This window comes from Calothrix sp. NIES-2098, from assembly GCF_963875125.1.
Lineage (GTDB): Bacteria > Cyanobacteriota > Cyanobacteriia > Cyanobacteriales > Nostocaceae > Aulosira.
In genome coordinates this window covers 6736398-6756742 of record NZ_CAWNKJ010000001.1, presented here as the reverse complement: position 1 = coordinate 6756742, position 20345 = coordinate 6736398, and the positions used below count along the sequence as shown (strand labels likewise).

The window sequence follows — 20345 nt, the reverse complement described above, 5'->3', positions numbered from 1 at the left end:
TTGGTGTCTCTGTGGTTCGATATTTTTTTACCACAAAGACACAAAGTATTTTTAACTTAAGTATCCACGCCCTGTTTTGAACGAAGCTAGAAAATTCTGACTGCTTGCTCCTTCTTTCTGCTCTATTTCCCAGCTACTTTATAGAACCTCAATGTTACGCATTCTCCTAATTGATGACAATCCTAATGACCGTCATCTGGCGATTTATGCCCTACAACAAGAATTTTCTCATCTTCAAATCCAGGAAATTGGACAAGCACAGGATTTTGAGCAGGCATTGACGGCGGGAGAATTTGACTTGGTAATTACCGACTACCAGCTGCGGTGGAGTGATGGTTTAACTGTACTCAAGGCCATTAAAAGTCGCTATCCTGACTGTCCAGTGGTGATGTTTACCAATAGTGGCACTCAGGAAATTGCCGTTGAAGCCCTGAAATCGGGCTTAGACGATTACGTCATCAAGTCTAACAGGCAATCTTTGCGCTTACCCAAAGCCGTGCGTCGCGCCTGGGAAAATACTGAAGCTCAACGCAAAGTTGCAGGATTAGAGACACGCTTGCAAACCCTGCTGAATAATTTAAATGTCGGGGTGTATCGTTTACAGGCAGATGGAACATTATTAGAAGGTAATCCAGCGTTTTTCCGTCTAGTCGGTTTAGATCGCATCAACACTATCCCCGAAAATCAAACTCTTGAATCTTATTTTCAGCGAGAAGAGTATGCCGAACTTCTGAGCCAATTAAAACACAATAGCCCAGGACGCGATCGCCAAGTTCCAGAGAACGAGGTGCGGGAAATTCCCCTGCGACGCGCTGATGGCACAACCGTATGGGTAAGGCTGAGTAAAACCTTCACTACCGTTAATGGCATCACTATCATTGACGGATTGATGGAAGATATCACCGAACGCAAACAATCCGAGCAAAAACTGCGTGACTCGCTAGCACGGGAACAAATACTTCGTACTAAAGCTGAGGCATTAGAGCATCGCTCTAGTTTTTTGGCTGAGGCCAGTCGGTTATTAGTTTCTTCTTTAGACTACCGCACAACCTTAGCCCTCGTGGCTCGTTTGGCAGTGCCTACTCTGGCTGATTTATGTTTGGTAGATGTTGTGGGTGAAAATAACTTCATCGCCTATAGCGAACCAATTGTAGCGGCATCTAACTCAGAACTAGAAGCACTAGCACTCGAACTGAGAAGTAGCAATCCACCGCGTGCTAATGCTAATTATGGTTCCCCTAAGGTGCTAAGAACCCAACAGCCAGAGTTAGTTATAGAAATTCCCGATCCAGTAACAGGCTCCAACACAAAAGATCCAACTCATATCAACTTTATTCAAAAACTTCATATCACTTCTTACGCGATCGTGCCCCTGACAGCAAGGGAGCGAAAACTAGGCACAATAACTTTTGCTGTAGTTCAATCGGAACGTCGCTATGGTCGAGCAGAGTTAGAGATATTTCAAGAACTGGCTCAACGAGTTGCTTTAGCAATTGATAACGTCAGGCTTTATCTCGATGCCCAAAAAGCTAACCGGGTAAAAGACGAGTTTTTGGCGATCGTTTCCCACGAACTACGCACGCCGCTAAACGCCATGCTGGGATGGACGAACTTGCTCAGAACTCGCCAGATGGATGCCGCTACTCAAGCAAAAGCCTTGGAGACGATGGAACGCAACGCCAAACTCCAACGCAAGCTGATTAATGACATTCTTGACATTTCTCGCATCACTCAAAAAAGCCTGCATTTGAATCTACAACCGATTTACCTGCCTCTTGTTGTCAAGTCCGCGATCGAAGACTTACAGATCGTTGCGCAAACTAAGTCCATCGTTGTTGAGTCAAACCTCGATTCTCATGTCAAACCAGTATTAGGCGATACAGAGCGATTGCAGCAAGTCATGTGGAATTTATTATCTAATGCTCTCAAGTTTACTCCTCAGGGCGGACGAGTCAGTGTTGAACTCAAGCAAATTAATTCCTGCGTTCAGCTAACTGTTAGCGACACAGGACAAGGAATTAGCGCAGATTTCCTTCCTTACTTATTCGATGCTTTCCGTCAGGCGGATGCAACCACAACTCGAACCCATGCAGGATTAGGATTAGGGCTGGCGATCGTCCAACATTTAGTGGAAATGCATAACGGTATGGTTTTTGCCACTAGCGATGGCGAAGGTAAGGGAGCCACATTCACAGTGCAATTGCCTATCTATCAGCCTCAAGTTACCCAACCCAATCGAGTTGAGCAAACCAGACAGCAGGATTTTCCATCGCTTCCAGGCTTACGGATACTAGTAGTAGATGATGATGAAGACACCAGGCAAATGCTCGCATTCATCCTTGAGCAATGCGAAGTACAAGTGACAACAGCAGCATCAGCCACAGAAGCTTTAAACATCTTTTCCCAATCTAAACCGGATATTCTGCTGTGTGATGTAGGAATGCCACATGAAGATGGTTACTCCTTGATTAGCAAGATTAGAAGCCAAGAAGATGACAGACAAAGGATACCAGCCGTTGCCTTAACTGCCTTTGCTAGAGATGAAGATCGACAACAGGCGATCGCCGCAGGATTTAACCAACATCTAGCTAAACCAGTCAATCTCTATGAGTTAGTGGCAGTAGTTGTCAGCTTGGCTCAACAAACTGCGATCGCCTAGCTGAATAACTTAGTATTAAATGTTGCCAAGCGTATAAGGTTATTTTCCCTGAACAGTTTACTGAGCAATGAAATTGCCAAATTGATAATTGCATATTCTTATTGAAGAGTATGTAATGATTGTTATTACATAGACTTTTTTTATGGGGCAAATTTGCCTCTAATAATTTTCTGGTTATACTAGTGGGTTAGCCGGCTTAATTAACATATGAGATACTAGCCATTTTCTATATCGGATATATTAATAACCATGTTCTGATTATTTTGCTCATCTTATAGCGTGTATTAGAGTCCTACGAACATAAAAATATTGTCTGGCGTCTCAGGAAATAGGTTTGATTGAGGCATAACAAAAATAGCAGTCTAAATCTTGACTATAGTTTTGTGCCAATCAATGAAGTTAACAACAAATACATACTAAATCTATATCAATTACACCATTGCGAGTTAGCATCTATGAAAGCAGAACTGATTGAATTGATAACTAAATTATTCCAAGTCCTACAAATCAATATGAGATGGATGACTTGGAATTTGTTTCTCGCTTTTATACCTTTAGCTTTAAGTGTCTGGCTGTTTCGGAGAAATCGCGGTAGATCTTGGGTCTGGTGGCTAGGATTCTTAGGTTTCTACGCCTTTTTACCAAATGCCCCTTATCTGTTAACAGATGTAATTCACCTGATAGATGATATCCGCACAATTCAATCAGTGTGGGTTATTACTTTAGTATTAATTCCCCTGTATATATTAGTAATTTTTGCTGGATTTGAAGCTTACGTCATATCTTTAATTAATTTAGGTTATTATTTACACCGAATTGGCAAGAGCCAATGGATTTTATGGGTTGAGTTAATTACTCATGCACTCTCTGCTGTGGGCATTTATTGGGGACGGTTCTTGCGTTTTAATAGTTGGGATTTCATTACGCAGCCAGATGCTGTACTAACCAAAGGTCTAGAGGAACTTCTAGGCAAACAGCCTTTGGTAATAATTGCGATTACTTTTATCATCCTTATAGGTTTGTACGCAATTATGAAACGAGTGACTTTAGGATGGGTTCGGCAACCAAAAACCGAGATACCCATCAATTCACAACAAACCAAAAATGGATAGCGCAGGAAGTAGAGGAGACAAGGGAGACAAGGAAGATGAAGGAGTGTGGCGAGCAATAAGACAAGGGGGACAAGGGGGACAAGGAAGTAGAGAAAGCAGGGGAGGAAAGAAATAATTATTGCCTTTTGACATTTGACTCTTGCCCAATACCTAATGACAAATGACCAATGACCAATGACAATATATATGCCAGTTGCGTAAGCCCTGAGAAAGATGAAACTTTACCTTCCTTGACGTGAAATAAATCCATGTCAAACGGTTGTGGCTTAAAATGCCGCATCTAGAACGCATTTCATCAGACTTTGAAGTAGTAACGTTCTGATGTGATGTGTCTCTAGTCACGTTGCTTAGGAGGGATATAATTATGCAAATAATTTCTAGAGAGGAGATTAGGCCGCTACTAGAACAGCCAAAGGGAAATTGCATTTCAATTTATATGCCAACGCACCCAGCCGGGCCAGAAGTGCGACAAGACCCTATTCGGTTTAAAAATTTAATTAAGGAAGCAGAAGCTCGCCTAGTTGATGCAGGTTTGGAACCGCAAGAAGCAACGGCGTTGTTACAAAAAGCTATCGATCTGGATACCCAAGAATTTTGGGAGCAATTGGGAGAGCTGGGATTAGCAATTTTTATTTCTAAAGATTTTTTCCGTTACTATACTCTGCCACTCAATTTTCAAGAATTGGTAGTAGTTACAGACAGATTTCACATCAAGCCACTGTTGCCGATTTTAAATGGTAATGGTCGTTTCTATATCTTGGCTTTAAGCCAGCAAGATGTCAGATTTTTTGAGGGAACACACTACACTATTAACGAAGTCGAAGTAGAAAATCTGCCTAAAAGTCTCGAAGAAGCTCTCAACCAAGATGAAACTGCCAAAGAAGGTCAGTTTCGCATCGCTAGTTCCAAAGGAGGAACTGCTAATACCTTTGTACAGCCTGGTGAATTTCACGGACAGGGAAGCCCTGATAGAGATCAACACCAAGAAGAAATTCGGCAATTCTTTTACATTATTGATAGAGCATTGCACGAAAAACTCCGTGATGACACAGCACCTTTGGTATTGGCTGGGGTAGAATATCTCCTACCTTTGTACAGACAGGCAAATACTTACCAACACTTGATGGCAGAAGGGATCGCTGGTAATCCAGAAATTCTCAGCGCTCAAGAGTTACACGATCGCGCTTGGCCAATTGTTGAGGCTGAATTTCAAAAGTCACAACAAGATTTTATGGAGCGTTTTCAACAGTTGTTTGGTGGTGATACTGGCAAAGCTACCAACGATCTCAAACAAATCATTCCCGCCGCTTATTATCAACGCGTAGACTCATTGTTAGTTGCAGTTGGTCAACAGCAATGGGGTTTGTTCGATCCGAGTTCGGAAAATGTTTATATACATGAAGAAAAAGAAACTGGTGATGAGGATTTGTTAGACTTGGTTGCTACTCATACCTTATTAAACGGTGGTACTGTCTACGCCGTTCCGCCAGAACAAATACCTTTTAGCACACCTGTGGCAGCAATTTTCCGATATTGATGATTATGATGGTGTTGTATAAAATCTAGCTTATTATATACAACACCAATAATGAGTTCTATTCGATACTTCTTCAGGCATTCTTTAGTCTCTTTGGCTATTTTGAGTTCTGCGGTATTAGCCCAAGTTGCTACAGCAGAAACCATTACTGGTAAATCTGGTGATGTGCAGGCGCAAATATCCTACGAGAAACCACAGGAATATCAGTATAAAAATGTACGATTAAAAATTACTCGTTCAGGTCAAACGATTTTAGATCAAAAGCTACCCCAAGACAGTGAATATGACCGACCTATAGGGGATTTGTTGGAAGCTCCAGACAATAAGTTACCAGTGTTAGATTTAGACGGTAATAAAGAACCGGAAGTCATAGCCGATTTCTTCACAGGGGGCGCACATTGCTGTACTTATTCGCTGATTTATCGTTACAACAGTAAATCAAACCAGTACCAAAAGATTCGCCATGAATGGGGTAATGGTGGCTATCGACTGCGAGATTTAGACAAGGATGGATTACCAGAGTTTGATAGCCGAGACGATCGCTTTGCTTATGCTTTTAGTTCCTACGCGGCTTCTGGCTACCCACTGCAAATTTGGCAATATCGTCAAGGCAAAATGGTTGATGTTACCCGTCGCTATCCCAAGTTAATTTCTAGCCATGCCACCGAGCTATGGCAGACTTACACTGAGGCACGCCGACAAGGCGATGATGGTAAGGGATTTCTCTCAGCATACCTAGCAGATAAATATATGCTGGGTCAGAGTCAAGATGGTTGGCAGCGAGTGCAGCAGGCTTATAAAAAGAGCGATCGCTCTCAATTCTTCGCGGACTTACGTAAGTTTTTACGGGAAACGGGATATATAAAATAGGTATTTGTTATTGGGCATAGGGCATTGGTCATTTGTCTGATTTCCCCCCACACTCCCCACACTCCCCACACTCCTTTACCCTCCCTTCAACTGACGCCGCGCAGCTTCTAAAATCAGGCGCTGTTCGGCACGGGCGATCGCTTGATATGTTCGCTCTACGGCTTCTGGTTCTACAGATATTGCCGTAATCCCCCATTGCACTAATCTGTCGATAATTTCTGGATAAATTGCTGGGGCTTGTCCGCAGATTGCACAAGGAATTCCGGCATCTTTAGACATTTCAATTAGTTGAGCGATCGCACCCATGACGGCTGGATGCAGTTCGTTAAATTTTTTTGCTAGCTGTTCTTGTTCTCGATCTACTCCCAGCAGCAGTTGTGTGAGGTCATTCGTCCCAATGGAAATTCCCGCTACGCCTGCTTTGACATATTCTGGCAGCAAGAACAGCACGCTGGGCACTTCTGCCATGATCCATAGTTGAAATTGCGGAATTTGGGTTAATCCGGCTTGCTCAACTTTTTGGCGGCAAAGGGAAAACTCTTCTACACTGCGAACAAAGGGTAATAAGAGGTTAATATTGCTGTAACCGGCTTTTTGTACAGCTGCTAAAGCCGCTAATTCTAATTCAAAGATTGTGGGATTTAGTAAATAGCTAAAAATGCCACGTTCGCCCAAAACAGCCTGTGATGAAGATTGGTATTGATGGGGAAACGATGGTAACTCATGCGATCGCCAATCCAAGGAGCGATATAAAACTGGTCGTGGTGCAAAGCCACGAGCAAATCGCATAATCTGGTCAGTCCATAGCTCTAATAATTCTGCCTGACGCCCATCTACTAGCCAGCTATTAGGGTGTTGTCCCTCCAGTATGGTAAGCATCATTAGTTCTGAGCGCAACAAACCTACCCCATCTACAGGTAAGCTTTGTACTTGCGCGATTAAACTGCTTTGACTCAAGTTCAACAGCAGTTGGGTGGCAATTATCGGTTGGGGAGCAGAAAAAGCAGATCTAGGGGTGAAGGTTTCCCTGGAATTGGAGTCAGCAGGCAATGAGGGCATGGAAGACGGAGAATAATTGAGTTCTAGATTTTCTCCTGAACTCCATCTTGGTGGAGTTCTTTCTGCGGCTGTATTTTCTCTGGCACGAGAAACTTCACCGCGATCGCCATCTACATGTAGTCGTTCGCCAGATTGAATTAGGGCGGTGACATCTGTAGCACTGACTACTGCGGGAATTCCCAACTCTCTAGCTAGAATTGCTGCATGGCTAGTCAATCCTCCTTGTTCTGTAATAATACCTGTAACTCGTTGCAATAAAGGCAACCAATCAGGCTGGATCGTTCTGGCAACTAAGATCGCTCCTTGGGGTAGCTGTTCTGGTTTAGACGAAGAATTGGTAATTACGAATGCAGTTCCTGTCACCCGCCCTCTTGCTGCTCCTAACCCCTTGATGATTTGGAGATGGGGAATTGCAGATTGAGGGGTGCTAACTTGTGTGAGATAGAGTTTGGGTGTAGGAGTTTCTTGGGAAATTGTCCATTTAATATCAAAATTGTTACCTAATTCAGTTAAAAGTTGATTCCCTAAACCAATTATTTTGTGCAAATAATCTGTTGATAAAGCGTAATCTTTCTGTTGGTTTTCTTCCAGCAGGTAGGCAACTAGACTAGTATTCTCTAATGACAGTACTGAGGGCGGTAACGATCGCAAGTCATCTTTAGCTGCGATGTTGTCAAGACGATAGGCTAAGATTTTATTGCCTAGCTGTTGTTCGATTAACTGTCCTGTTTCTGGTTGAATATAGTAGACATCGGGTAAAACTTCACCATTCGCGATCGCTACTTCCAATCCGCAGGTAGCTGTAATTTCCCATCCTGATGTATTAGCGTTGAGTAAGCCGCTGGCAATAGCATCGCGAATCGGTTGTACCAAAACTGCTAAATTAACTTGTTGAAGATTGGTGCTTGAGCGCTGCCAATAAAGTAAACTTCTGGCACGAAATAACTGACTCCAAGCGCGCTTTAATCCTAAGGCGATCGCTTCTGGATTACAAGGACAAAAAACTGACTCCAGCAACCCAGATATATTGCCTACAGGCTGGGTTGTATTGGCAACCATTACTGTTGGACGCAAAATTAGATGCTCGCTTTCCCATTTTCTTGCTGCTGTGAGAATTTTGCTTACCCAAGACTCTGGTACATTGGCCGTAATAATTTCCTGACGCAAGCGGCCAGCTACCTGCTGAAGTTGACGCCAATTAGCGACATCTAGATGTAATGAAGAATGCGGTAAGTCAGCAACTAAGGACTCCGAACTATTAAGAGTCTCTAAAAATTCCTGCAAAACTTCCGCCCCAATTACAAAGCCAGGTACTACCGGGTAGCCGCGCTGCATAATTCGGCTCAAGTAAAATGCTTTGTCACCTACTTTGGCGCGGTCTTGGAGTTTAATTTGGTCAAGCCAGTAGAGTTTGTCCACTCAATTTTGTTGTTCTCAGTTGTGATTCATTTGCTAGAGCCACCTTAGTGACTTGGTGTAACACTTCAGAGCAAAACTTTTTTCTCTGACTGTGATTTAAACTCCATGCTCTCTCACCATGCAAGTGCCCTCATCTTTATGTGGGAGTTAGTACTTTACCAGAATACCTTCTTAGGTAAAGACGCGATCGCTTACGAGCAAAGCAGTCGCCATACATACTTCTTCATAAACAGCGATCGGTCTTATAACTGCTGGCTCTGTTAGTGATGTAAGTCTACTTTTTTACCTGATTTCAGCTACAACTAAATATCTATAAAATCAGAAGTCAAGTCTGAGATCTATGCCAAGATTAGCTTTTTTCAAAATTGAGACTCTTAGTTATTGCTTGAGTCTCGTTAGCTTGTAAATGCATAGTTTTTATTGTTTCACCCTACCCGCACTCTTTAAAAGTGATATCTTCTTCCTTCAATTCTTGAGTGTATAGTTAAATTTAGCAATTTGCAGTAAAATTTTACGAATACATGATTTGATATAATTAAAAAATCATATAATCAATAATCTTAATTTCCTAAATTTTATCAGGATTATAAATAATCTCGCGGTTCTTGATTGACTCAAATTCTAATATGCGCTCTTCTCATACGGTTGGTAAAGTGAAAACCATATTTATTACTTTTGATAACTAGATTACCAACTAAAGTAAGATGCACAATCAAATATACTCAAGCAAGTATTATTCAGTACTAATTATATTGATCGCTCAATGAGCAATGATTTGTTAAGTATAGTTTTTAGACTATTTATAGCACTACTAAGTGGTGCGATTATTGGCTTAGAAAGGGAACGGAGACATAAACCAGCGGGTTTAAGAACTCATATGTTAGTAAGTCTAGGTTCAGCGATTTTTACTGTTATACCCCTGTATACAGTAGAACTCAAACCTAGTGCTGATGCTCTTAGCCGAGTGATTCAAGGTATTGCGGCTGGTGTAGGATTTCTGGGTGCGGGAGAGATTTTACGCGAATCTTCTCAAGAATCACAGCGTTCTGAAGTTCACGGACTTACATCAGCGGCGGCTGTATGGGTTTCCGCCGCTTTGGGAATTGCTGCTGGGTGTGGCTTGTGGCAATTAGGATTAATTGGCGCTTTGCTAACTTTTTTAGTTCTCTATGTTTTCAAGCGATTTGAAAAAAGAAATTAGTTATGGGTGAGTAATAAATATATTGATTAAATAACAAGTAATCACAGGCTAATTAAATAATTTCAGCGCCTTGGCAAAAATTGTCTCTGTTGCTCTAGTTTCTAAAATTGATTTAACTAAATTAACAAATTCCCAATTAGTTTCAATATCATTTTCGATTGTTTTACTAGCGGCATAAAAGCTGACATCATTATAATGTAATTCATTAGTAGTGCCTGTTTGTAATTTTGCTTTTCTACTATCCCAAGAAAGAGCTTTACCACGCAAAGTAAATTGAAACCATATTATTTCATCATTTTTTAATTCAAAGAAAACATCAAAATAAGGTTCTTCTCCTTGGAACCATATTCTTTTTATTCCTGATTGCTGCGATTGTTTGAGTAGTTTCTGCTCAATTCCTCTTAATGATGTACCTAGTGCCACAATCTCATCTTTATTTAATATGTGATTTTGTTGAGACATACCTAAAATTTTTTGTAACCTATACAGTAAAGGGAAAGGAAAGATTCAAGCTCCTCAATGACAAACTTGAGAAAAGGCAAAATTCAAAATCTACAATTCAAAAAACTTTATTGTAGAATTTTTAGTTGTTTTGAATAATCTTTGTATTTCTGCTGATGTGTAGTAAACTACTGTATTTTATCCACATCAGCCCGCTAGGATTTATCATAAACGAAAAATAAGCTAGTGTGAGATAACGAGCGTTAATTTCACTAATTTTAAATAAAAAATTATAATTTTTACTAGGAATAAAATTGTTGAGGAATGATATTTATCGTTAATTTACTCAAACAAGATGATGAAAAACTGCTAATTTTTGAGGAAAATATTCTACATTTAACTGAGAAGTATATTGATAATTGTTAGCAAAATTTTCACTTTTGTCCGGATTTAGTAAATATCATTTGGTAGTGAGATCTCTCCTGCCTTGACAAGCAAAATTTGAGATGAATTCAACCACTGTGAGTCAAAAGAACCGAGGTGAGTTGTCGTAATTAAAGTTTGAAATCGATCTTGAATAGCATCAAGTAATTGATTTTGACGGTACAGGTCTAGTTCTGCTAAAACATCATCTAGCAATAGCAGTGGTGGCTCTCCTACAACTTCTTCAATGAGTTGTAATTCTGCTAATTTCAAAGCTAGTACTAGGGTGCGCTGCTGACCTTGGGAACCGTATTGACGTGCGGGTGTTTGGTTAATAATTAATTCTACTTCGTCGCGATGAGGGCCAACCAATGTAGTACCTTGGCGAAGTTCGGCAACGGCGCGCTGTTGAATTTTGTCTAAAAAAGCTTGCTGTACTTCTTGGGGATAGTTGTCCCCTAAAGGCACGCTAGGCGCATACTCGATCTGGAGCGTTTCCGTACTACCACTGATACTAGAGTGCCACTTAGTAGCAATCGGCGCTAATCTCTGTATAGCTCGTTCGCGCCGCCTAATTACTCTGGTTCCTGTGGTAGCTAACTGTGCATCCCATACTGCCAATTGTTCTGCGTGCTGAGTGCTGAGTGCTGAGTCTTGAGTATGTTTCAAAAAAGCATTGCGCTGTCGCAAAACCTGATTGTACTGGTGCAAAATATGAGCATAAACAGGTTCGAGTTGGATTAGTAGGGTATCTAGCCAACTGCGACGGCCTTCTGGGCCACCGCGCACCAAGTCTAAATCTAGACTAGAAAACTCTACTGCATTCAAAACGCCGAGAAAGTCCATTTGACGGCGCACAGACTCGCCATTCAGAGCAACAGTACGACGACCATTCCGGCGCAGAGTTAAGCTCAGGTCACTAATACCAGTTTGACGCTCTAAGGAAGCGTTCACTTGAGCGATCGCTTCTCCTTCTTGAACTAAATCGCGATCGCGTGCCATACGATGAGATCGCAATGTCGCCAACAACTCCACCGCCTCTAACAAATTCGACTTTCCCTGAGCATTGTTACCTACCAAAATTGTTTTGGCAGCAGAAAACTCCACTTTTTGGTCTGTGTAATTGCGAAACTGTCGGAGGTGAATCGATTTGAGAAACATAGTGGAGAGTTGAGGAGTAACGAGAGATGAGAGAGATAGGGAGAGAAGAAAAGCCTGAAAAGAAGCTTTTGCCTTCTCCCGATCTACTCATTTAGTCATCACGGGATATTTCAAGATTTGACTTTATCAAAAAGTGAATGGATTATTTTTGGTTGCTAACTTTACCTGTAGGATTCAAAGTCGGTGGTTCACTTATGGGAGTAGGTCTTGCAGTAGATATAGAATTTTGCCCTGATGGAGTAGCTTTCGGTTGAGAAGTAGTAAACATGTTAATAATTGCACTACCTATAAGACTAAGAACAGTAAGAGTAATTGGTACAATTACATGTTGCCACCAAGGAAGGGTAGATGGAGGTTGAGGCGTCCGCTCTTCAAACCTAGCTCCTTCATTGATTAAACTAAGTCTTGTCCTTTCATCAAGTCTTTCGCTTTCTTTAAAGGAAGCATCGAACACGCTTGTTCCATCAAATCGAGCATCTGCGAGCCTTGTATTTTGCATATTAGCTCTGTCTAGATTCGCTCCAGTCAAGTTACAACCACGTAAGTCTGCTCCTTTGAGATTGGCTTCAGACAGATCAGCACCACACAACTGAGCCTGTGTTAGATTCGCACCACATAAGTTAGCGCCACTGAAGTTACAACCATTGAGCCTAGCGCCACTGAAGTTACAACCATTGAGCCTAGCGCCACTGAAGTTACAGTTTCTGAGATCGCGATTTTGAAAATCGTAACCCCTTAAATCACAACCACTGAAGTTACAGTTTCTGAGATCGCAGTTTTGAAAATCGTAACCCCTTAAGTCCTGACCACTAAAATCGTTGTTATACATGTGGATTTTACTCCTCATCTAGGTATATGGGTAAAATCCTTCAAAACAGCTTTCAGATACGCCGATAGTTATAGTGAGTTTTGATCTTATGACTCACAGAGAATCAATACTTAATGAGTAGACAGTACCAAAGGGCTTTGCTACGATTAAGACGCAATTAGTTACGGCTCGAGATCCTCAGCTATAATGAAGGATTTCGGGTCCTTTCTTAAAATGGCAGCAAGAATTCACATAGCTGCCAATTTAAAGTCTTATATTACTCCATCTTTTCTAATCTATCCTTACCCTTACACAGTCTTTTTGCCCATTAATCGGAAGAATATCTTCTCCAATTCCACCCAAACAAACATTAAGGCACTAAAACCAATACAAACCGCTAACTCTCCAGGTGGTAGCCAGTGAGTACCAAAGAAATCTCGCAAGGGTGGAACGTAAACTAGCATCAGCTGCAATAAGGTTGTAACCACTACAGCCCCTAACACAAACAGATTAGAGAAAGGATTCATCTCGATAGTTAGTTGGTTATTGGAGCGAATAGCTATAGCATGACCCATCTGGGCAATACACAAGGAAGTGAATACCATTGTCTTCCAGCGTTCCGGGTCGAGTCCTGGCCCGGTTACTGCTTTGGAATGAAAGTATGCCCATTCCATGAGAATAATCGTGATAATCGCAAAGATAATCCCAATGCGAACCATATAAGAACCCAATCCCCTGGCAAAGATACTTTCGCGGGGGCTGAAGGGCGGACGCTTCATCACATCTGGTTCTGGGGGTTCTACAGCTAAGGCTAAGGCTGGTAAACCGTCTGTAACTAAGTTCATCCAAAGAATTTGTAAGGGGGTGAGGGGAACGCCTCCCAGCCCTAAAAGTGGTGCGGCGGCAATTGTTAGCACTTCGCCAATATTACTGCCGAGGATGTATTTAATAAAGCGGCGGATGTTGGTGTAAACTACTCTACCTTCTTTGGTAGCGGCAACAATGGTGGCAAAGTTGTCATCTAGCAGCACCATGTCGCTAGCTTCTTTACTCACATCGGTGCCTGTGATGCCCATCGCAATACCGATGTCTGCTTGTTTCAATGCTGGGGCATCATTGACGCCATCACCAGTCATGGCCACAAATCTACCACGACGTTGCAGGGCTTTGACAATTCGCAGTTTGTGTTCTGGGGAAACACGAGCATAAATGCTTACCAGGTCAACATTTTGCTCTAGTTCCTCATCACTCATGCGCTGTAATTCTTGTCCTGTGAGGACGCGAGCGCCTTCCTCGGCTATACCGAGATCGGTAGCGATCGCTCTGGCTGTCAATTGGTGGTCGCCAGTAATCATCACTGGACGAATACCTGCTTGCCGACATTCTTGCACAGCGGCCCTTACCTCTGGGCGGGGTGCATCCAGCATCCCTACCAATCCCAGCCAAACTAACTCTTGTTCTGAGGTTTCGTCTGAACCTTCTGGGGGGATTTCTCTCAAGGGTTTGTAGGCAAAACCCAGCACTCGCAACCCCTTACTCGCCATTTGGTCATTTTCTGCCAAGATTTTTTGGCGTTGTTCTTCAGTTAAGGGGACTGCGTGCGTACCCAGATAAATTTGGCTGCAACGCGCCAAAATTAACTCTGGAGAACCCTTAGTAAACATTAAGTAATTTTCCGATTGCAAAAATCCGGCGATCGCTGGGTCAATTCCCCTTAAAGAAGATTCACCTGTGGCGATTTCCTCAACTTGAGAAATAACGCTCATGCGCTTGCGTTCTGAGGAAAAAGGAAACTCTGCAACCCTCGGCAATTTACTATTCCATTGGTCTTTTTCAATACCAGCTTTTCCTGCCAAGGTGAGCAATGCACCTTCGGTAGGGTCGCCTAAAATCGCCCATTCACCTTTTTCTTTTTGCAGCACTGAGTCATTACAAATAGCACAAGCAACTAGTAAAGCAGCAATTTCGGGACGTTCGTCTACAGCAATTTTTTGCTCGTTTAATTGAAAATCCCCTGTGGGTGCGTAACCTTCCCCAGTCACGCGAAAAGTAGAATTATTTGTGAAAACTGATTGCACAACCATCTTGTTCTGAGTTAGCGTGCCAGTTTTATCAGAACAGATGGTAGTTACAGAACCTAAGGTTTCCACTGCTGGGAGTTTGCGAATCAAGGCATTGCGGCGTACCATGCGCTGAGTGCCCAGTGCCAAGGTGACAGTGATGACGGCGGGTAAACCTTCAGGAACTACAGCCACCGCCATACTTAAGGAAACTTCCAAAAGTTCTTGTAAGTTGCTAAAACCTCTAGCCTGGATAATACCGCCGATGACGACGATCGCGACAAGAATCAAAGAACCGGTAACTAGAACATTTCCTAGTTGCGTCATCCGCTGTTGCAATGGCGTTGGTTCGCTTTCCACCGCTTGCAACATGGCAGCAATTTTGCCCAGTTCGGTTTGCATCCCGGTATTGGTGACTAGCACCTTACCTCGCCCTTGGACGACTTCTGTGCCTTGAAAGACGACATTAAGGCGATCGCCTAATCCCGTGTCTTCGGGCAATTGCAATGTCGCCTGTTTATTTACGGCTTCGGCTTCACCAGTTAGCGCCGATTCCCGGACTTGTAAATTAGATTGTTCAATTAAGCGTCCATCAGCGGCTATGTGTACCCCCGCTTCTAGCAGCATCACATCCCCTGGGACTAAATCTTTGGCTGCTACGTCCACCAATTTGCGATCGCGGATGACTCGCACTAAGGGAGAGGATAGTTTTTTCAGGGCTGCCAGGGCTTTTTCGGCGCGGCTTTCTTGCACGTAGCCGAGGATGCCATTGAGGATGACAATCGCCATAATCGCGATCGTATCTTTAAATGGTACTTCACCAGGCTTTAAGTTGCCTCCTCGCCAAGCCAACAGATCTAAAACCCCAGAAATGATCGCTACAGCAATCAGCATCAACAACATGATGTTCTTGAACTGATCCAACAGAATCTCCCAAGCGCTGCGGCCACCATGTTCTTCAAGTTCGTTGGGGCCGTATTTTTGCAACCGCTGCTCAACTTCTTGGGGTGTCAAGCCACTGTCTGCGTTACTATCAAGCAGGTCTAGCGCTTTATCAACTTCTAAATTATGCCAAACGGCGGCACCTTCAGGCAGAGAATTAGCAGACATCGTGTAAGTCACAGGAAATGGTTACAGAATTCGATCATAATCTTAGTGATGGTTGGAAAACCATCAACTAAAGTTACATAAAGGCTCTTGCCAAATTGTATTAGTGTAGATGTGATTCCTAGCATTTGTCACTTTCTCATCTTGAGACTTGTGTGTTATTTCCTACGGGAGAGTTTTTTTGGAACACATTGCACTGATAATTGTAAGTAACACCAGTCTGAAGCTTGGTCACATGGGACGTACCACAATTTATTCTAGGCGTGCTAAACGGTTAAATGAATATGCTTAATATGAGTTTTGCACTCCCCACTATGACCGTTAGCCAGATGTTTGGGCAAAGAACAATTCGACCGCTTAGTGCTGCCGCATTAGGTGGCATTGCTTTCATTAAAGATACACTTATCGCTATTGATACTGTTAAAGGACATCTGCTAGAAATTGACCCAATATCTGACAATAGTAAAATTCTCAATCCTCACCAAGTTCAGGAATTTACTGAAGTCACAGGTCTAGCAGTCTGGGAAGACGCCCTTTGGGTAACTCGTGGCAAAAGTGTTTATCGTTGCAAGCTGAATGCTTTAGGTCTAGAACATTTTGTCACATTGCCTTATCCGGCTGACGGGGTTGCTGTTTGGGAATCAACAGTTTATGTCAGTTGTCAGAAGCTAGGCTATATCTTGATTTATGAGGCAGATAGCCGCAAAGAAATTACGAGGTTTTATGCACCTGGAGTCGGTGTAGAAAATTTAGCCGTAAGTAATGATACTCTCTGGGTGAGCGATCGCACAGAACAAACGGTCTACTCGCTAGATCGGGCTACTGGAGAAATTCAATTCAGCGTCCTCACACCTTTTGACTCGCCTACAGGGATAGCGGTACATAAAGATGCGGAAACAGGAAAAGAAAGCCTTTATGTCGCTTATGCCTCTGAGGAACCTTATATTCGGGATAATCCCAATGCCGATCCGAATCACGAGCTAACATACCGCGATCGCACTTTTATTCATCCCCTGCATTATCATTACGAGCCAGAGAAACGCTACGCCCTCTCTAATGGCTACCTCATCGAAATGTCCTACGCTGAGGAGATTGCTCCTTTAGAAGAGGTTTATTTAACAGATTTGGAGTGGCGAATCGCCTTACCTTCAGAAACCGAACGCCAAAAAGTTAAACACGTTGAACCGATTGGTTTACCTTTTACCGAAGAAGTAATTGATGGACAACGGGTAGCAGTATTTAAATTTGATACCCTCACCCCCGGCGAACGTCATATATTTGGCTGGAAAGCAATTTTGGAAGTCCGAGGAATCAAGTATCGCATTACGCCTAAAGATGTTGAAGATATTCCGGAACTTTCACCAGAATTTGAAACTCGATATCTAGTGGATGACGACGATTTAGCAATGGATACAACCATTGTTCGTCGTTCTGCTAGGGATGCTGTCGGCTCAGAAACTAATCTGCTGCGGAAAATGTACAACATCCGCAATTATGTTTACGATGAATTATCGTATGGTATTAAACCATACATTGATACCCCAGATATTGTTTTAGAACGGGGTGTGGGTTCCTGTGGTGAATATGTGGGCGTTTTATTGGCGCTGTGTCGTTTGAATGGGATTCCCTGTCGCACAGTAGGTAGATATAAATGTCCGCCGCATGGCGAACTACAGGGCGTACCCCTACAACCCGACTTTAATCATGTTTGGTTAGAATTCTACATCCCCAATATTGGCTGGTTGCCAATGGAATCGAATCCCGATGATGTCGGAAACGCCGGCCCCTATCCCACGCGCTTTTTTATGGGCTTATGCTGGTATCACATCGAAATCGGCAAAGGTATTCCTTTTGAAACCATTTCTAGTCAAGGTGTACGTTTAACTAAAGAAGATATCCCCATTGGCGACCTGGCAATTAATCATATTCGGTTTACGATTCTGAAAGAATTGCCGCCGTTTTGAATTTGTCATTGGTCATTTCTTATTTGTCTCCCCACACTCCCCACACTTCCCACACTCCCTCATCTCCCCAATCCCCTATGCCCCATTCACCTTTAAAATGGGCATGGCAAAAGCCTGTGGCTGCTTAACATCAGCAAAATCGCAGATGGAGCGAAATGGGCAAAAACGGCAGTGAGAACCGGGATTAGGTGGGAAGATTTGACTGAAATCCTCTGTTTCTTGGTGATATTTTTGTAAATCTCGCTGGTGCTTTTGGGCAATGTGAGCCAACTCAAATTCTAAAGAAGCTAATTCGCTACGATCGATCCGGATTAATTCGGATTTTTTACCAAGTTCTAAATTATAGAACGATGCGACAGCTTCATGTCCAGGGTAAAGATAACGCGCAGCTAGGAGATAAACTAATGCCTGTCGCTGGTCAAAAGCAGCTTTACCTGTTTTAAAATCTAAAATGTGCAGCGTGCGATCGCTATCAATAAAGACACAATCCATCGCCGCATATAAACGGAAGCAATAATCATCCTGGTCAATTAAAATTGGTTTGGGAAAGCCTTCATCCCCTGGAGTTAATTGCAGGATGTTTTTATTCAACAGCAAAGGAGCATTGTGATATTTTTGCAAGATTTGCAACACGCGCTGTTGAACTTCCTCAGAGGCATGGCTTAACTGTAGTAATTGGGCAACTTTTTCTACACCGTCTGATTGCTTTAACAAATGTCGATGATGATGAAATTCATAAACGCCTTTTTGGGCGAGTATCCCAATTCGCTGGGGTGCTGTAGCCTTAGCTAACAGTGCTTTAACTTGTGGTTCGTGCTGACGTGCTTTGACAAACCCCCGTCTCATTTGGCAATGCCAACGTTCTTGCCCTGTAGCTGGGGCAACTAAAGACCAAAGGTGATAACTGGCAAAAGGTCGGTCGGGGATTGACATTGCTAACGAGCAGTGAGAAAAATAACGATGTAGATACTTGCGGCTACGCACGCTTTGCGCGAAGCTTCCTAATAGTAATGAAGTTGGACGGGAGCCTGTGGCAAAATGAGCGCTAGTAGCAAATCCAGCAAGATCAAATTTGGCACCGATGGCTGGCGGGGAATTATCGCCGATGATTTTACTTTTCCCAATGTAAGAAAAGTTACAAGAGCGATCGCTAGTTACCTGGAAACGGCCTATAGCAAAGACAGGCCAGTTCTAGTTGCCTACGATACTCGATTTTTAGCTGACCAGTTTGCCCAAACAGCCGCCCAAGTCTTGGCTGACTTGGGTTGGACAGTAAAAGTTACCGATCGGGATTGCCCCACACCAGTAATTGCCTACAACGCCCGCCACCTAAATTCAGCAGGGGCGTTGATGTTTACGGCAAGTCATAATCCTGCACCATACTGTGGGATTAAATATATCCCTGACTATGCTGGCCCTGCCACTCCAGAGATTACTGATACTATTGTGGCAAACATCGAAAGTGCATCGGATGAGCCGCCAAGTGGTAGCCCATCAGGTTCTATCTCTATTTTCGATCCGAAACCCGATTATCTGCAATTCATCTACACCCTAATTGATGTAGAAAAAATCAAAAGTGCCCAGTTAAAGGTAAAATACGACGCTTTGTATTCTACTTCTCGCGGTTATTTAGATGAAGTTTTGCAACAAAGTGGCGTGCAATTAGAAAGTTTTCACACCTGGCGAGATGTGCTATTTGGCGGTGGGATGCCAGAACCTAAAGGCGAACAACTCGTTGAGTTAGTCGAAGCAGTCCGCACCGATAAAGCAGATTTAGGTTTAGCAACAGATGGCGATAGCGATCGCTTTGGTATTGTTGACGAACAAGGTAACGTTCTTACACCTAACACTGTGCTGCTATTGCTAGCACGTCATTTAATCAAAAATAAAGGCAAAAGCGGCGCTATTGTCCGCACTGTAGCCACAACTCACCTTTTAGATAATTTTGCCGCTAAATACGGGCTGCCAATTTATGAAACAGCAGTTGGCTTTAAATACATTGGTGAAAAAATGCGGGAAACCACCGTATTGATTGGTGGAGAGGAATCAGGCGGTTTAAGCGTCATTGGGCATATTCCCGAAAAAGATGGCGTTTTAGCCGATATGCTAGTAGCCGAAGCGATCGCCTATGAAGGTAAGCCTCTGAGTCAACTAGTCAAAGAAGCGATCGCCGAAGCAGACGGCCCGCTTTACAATAATCGTCTGGACTTACACCTCACCGAAGCCCATAAAACCGCCGTCATCGACTCCTTTACCAAAAATCCGCCCACAGAAGTAGCGGGAATTAAAGTCAAAGAAGTTGGTCGCAAAGACGGGATTAAGCTTTACTTAGAAGAAGGTAGCTGGATTCTATTGCGTCCCTCAGGTACAGAACCTCTGGTGCGCGTTTATCTAGAAACCAACTCACCCGAAAAACTGACGACAATCGCTCAAGAAATGGAAAGTGCGATCGCTAAACTAGAGTAAGAGTTTAAACCGCCGATAAACGCAGATGAACGCTGATATTTATCGGTGTTCATCTGTG

14 protein-coding genes are annotated in these 20345 nt (G+C 42.9%); 8 read left to right on the top strand and 6 right to left on the bottom strand.

Annotated elements, in window-relative coordinates:
- Positions 1-151 precede the first annotated feature (151 nt).
- From AACU33_RS28235 to AACU33_RS28220, 4 genes are all read left to right on the top strand, one after another.
- Complete coding sequence (locus AACU33_RS28235; RefSeq protein ID WP_096593077.1) at positions 152-2659, top strand: response regulator; 2508 nt, start codon at positions 152-154, stop codon at positions 2657-2659.
- 455 nt (positions 2660-3114) lie between these two features.
- Positions 3115-3771, top strand: a complete 657-nt coding sequence (locus tag AACU33_RS28230) for a DUF1361 domain-containing protein (protein WP_096593074.1) — start codon at positions 3115-3117, stop codon at positions 3769-3771.
- 364 nt (positions 3772-4135) lie between these two features.
- Complete coding sequence (locus tag AACU33_RS28225) at positions 4136-5308, top strand: baeRF3 domain-containing protein (protein WP_096593071.1); 1173 nt, start codon at positions 4136-4138, stop codon at positions 5306-5308.
- A 51-nt stretch (positions 5309-5359) separates the two neighbouring features.
- The gene (locus tag AACU33_RS28220; RefSeq protein ID WP_096593068.1) at positions 5360-6178 is read left to right on the top strand and encodes a hypothetical protein; all 819 of its coding nucleotides are present in this window, start codon (positions 5360-5362) and stop codon (positions 6176-6178) included.
- A 75-nt stretch (positions 6179-6253) separates the two neighbouring features.
- Here AACU33_RS28220 and AACU33_RS28215 read toward each other — a convergent pair whose 3' ends face one another.
- Entirely contained in the window at positions 6254-8656 is a 2403-nt protein-coding gene (locus AACU33_RS28215; protein ID WP_096593066.1) for a putative PEP-binding protein, read from the bottom strand.
- Positions 8657-8761: 105 nt separating this feature from the next.
- On the opposite strand from AACU33_RS28215, the gene AACU33_RS28210 reads away from it, so the two are divergent.
- Together AACU33_RS28210 and AACU33_RS28205 are read left to right on the top strand one after the other, a co-directional pair.
- Positions 8762-8920 carry a hypothetical protein gene (locus AACU33_RS28210; RefSeq protein WP_339376339.1) on the top strand — a complete coding sequence of 53 codons (159 nt, stop codon included), beginning with the start codon at positions 8762-8764 and terminating at the stop codon, positions 8918-8920.
- A 499-nt stretch (positions 8921-9419) separates the two neighbouring features.
- The gene (locus AACU33_RS28205; protein WP_096593062.1) at positions 9420-9857 is read left to right on the top strand and encodes an MgtC/SapB family protein; all 438 of its coding nucleotides are present in this window, start codon (positions 9420-9422) and stop codon (positions 9855-9857) included.
- Positions 9858-9905: 48 nt separating this feature from the next.
- Here the strand turns inward: AACU33_RS28205 and AACU33_RS28200 are convergent, their stop codons facing one another.
- From AACU33_RS28200 to AACU33_RS28185, 4 genes are all read right to left on the bottom strand, one after another.
- Entirely contained in the window at positions 9906-10319 is a 414-nt protein-coding gene (locus tag AACU33_RS28200) for a hypothetical protein (RefSeq protein WP_096593059.1), read from the bottom strand.
- Between the two features lie 429 nt (positions 10320-10748).
- Positions 10749-11882, bottom strand: coding sequence for a DNA replication/repair protein RecF (gene recF / locus AACU33_RS28195; RefSeq protein WP_096593057.1), 1134 nt, complete (start codon positions 11880-11882; stop codon positions 10749-10751).
- A gap of 142 nt (positions 11883-12024) precedes the next feature.
- Positions 12025-12711 carry a pentapeptide repeat-containing protein gene (locus AACU33_RS28190; protein ID WP_339376338.1) on the bottom strand — a complete coding sequence of 229 codons (687 nt, stop codon included), beginning with the start codon at positions 12709-12711 and terminating at the stop codon, positions 12025-12027.
- Positions 12712-12998: 287 nt separating this feature from the next.
- Complete coding sequence (locus tag AACU33_RS28185; protein ID WP_096593052.1) at positions 12999-15860, bottom strand: cation-translocating P-type ATPase; 2862 nt, start codon at positions 15858-15860, stop codon at positions 12999-13001.
- 281 nt (positions 15861-16141) lie between these two features.
- On the opposite strand from AACU33_RS28185, the gene AACU33_RS28180 reads away from it, so the two are divergent.
- The gene (locus AACU33_RS28180; protein ID WP_445291799.1) at positions 16142-17821 is read left to right on the top strand and encodes a transglutaminase domain-containing protein; all 1680 of its coding nucleotides are present in this window, start codon (positions 16142-16144) and stop codon (positions 17819-17821) included.
- 75 nt (positions 17822-17896) lie between these two features.
- Here the strand turns inward: AACU33_RS28180 and AACU33_RS28175 are convergent, their stop codons facing one another.
- On the bottom strand, positions 17897-18754 hold the full coding sequence (locus AACU33_RS28175; protein WP_096593046.1) for a PD-(D/E)XK nuclease family protein: 858 nt from the start codon (positions 18752-18754) through the stop codon (positions 17897-17899).
- Between the two features lie 105 nt (positions 18755-18859).
- Between AACU33_RS28175 and AACU33_RS28170 the strand changes: the two genes are divergently transcribed.
- Positions 18860-20287 carry a phosphoglucomutase/phosphomannomutase family protein gene (locus tag AACU33_RS28170; RefSeq protein ID WP_096593044.1) on the top strand — a complete coding sequence of 476 codons (1428 nt, stop codon included), beginning with the start codon at positions 18860-18862 and terminating at the stop codon, positions 20285-20287.
- Positions 20288-20345: the final 58 nt, after the last annotated feature.

Excerpts from the sequence above, each read along its gene's own strand:
- AACU33_RS28170 (WP_096593044.1), top strand. The coding sequence starts at position 18,860 with ATGAGCGCTAGTAGCAAATCCAGCAAGATCAAATTTGGCACCGATGGC.
- AACU33_RS28185 (WP_096593052.1), bottom strand. The coding sequence starts at position 15,860 with ATGTCTGCTAATTCTCTGCCTGAAGGTGCCGCCGTTTGGCATAATTTA.
- AACU33_RS28200 (WP_096593059.1), bottom strand. The coding sequence starts at position 10,319 with ATGTCTCAACAAAATCACATATTAAATAAAGATGAGATTGTGGCACTA.
- AACU33_RS28230 (WP_096593074.1), top strand. The coding sequence starts at position 3,115 with ATGAAAGCAGAACTGATTGAATTGATAACTAAATTATTCCAAGTCCTA.
- AACU33_RS28205 (WP_096593062.1), top strand. The coding sequence starts at position 9,420 with ATGAGCAATGATTTGTTAAGTATAGTTTTTAGACTATTTATAGCACTA.
- AACU33_RS28175 (WP_096593046.1), bottom strand. The coding sequence starts at position 18,754 with ATGTCAATCCCCGACCGACCTTTTGCCAGTTATCACCTTTGGTCTTTA.
- AACU33_RS28190 (WP_339376338.1), bottom strand. The coding sequence starts at position 12,711 with ATGTATAACAACGATTTTAGTGGTCAGGACTTAAGGGGTTACGATTTT.
- AACU33_RS28235 (WP_096593077.1), top strand. The coding sequence starts at position 152 with ATGTTACGCATTCTCCTAATTGATGACAATCCTAATGACCGTCATCTG.
- AACU33_RS28210 (WP_339376339.1), top strand. The coding sequence starts at position 8,762 with ATGCTCTCTCACCATGCAAGTGCCCTCATCTTTATGTGGGAGTTAGTA.
- AACU33_RS28220 (WP_096593068.1), top strand. The coding sequence starts at position 5,360 with ATGAGTTCTATTCGATACTTCTTCAGGCATTCTTTAGTCTCTTTGGCT.
- AACU33_RS28180 (WP_445291799.1), top strand. The coding sequence starts at position 16,142 with ATGCTTAATATGAGTTTTGCACTCCCCACTATGACCGTTAGCCAGATG.
- recF (WP_096593057.1), bottom strand. The coding sequence starts at position 11,882 with ATGTTTCTCAAATCGATTCACCTCCGACAGTTTCGCAATTACACAGAC.
- AACU33_RS28225 (WP_096593071.1), top strand. The coding sequence starts at position 4,136 with ATGCAAATAATTTCTAGAGAGGAGATTAGGCCGCTACTAGAACAGCCA.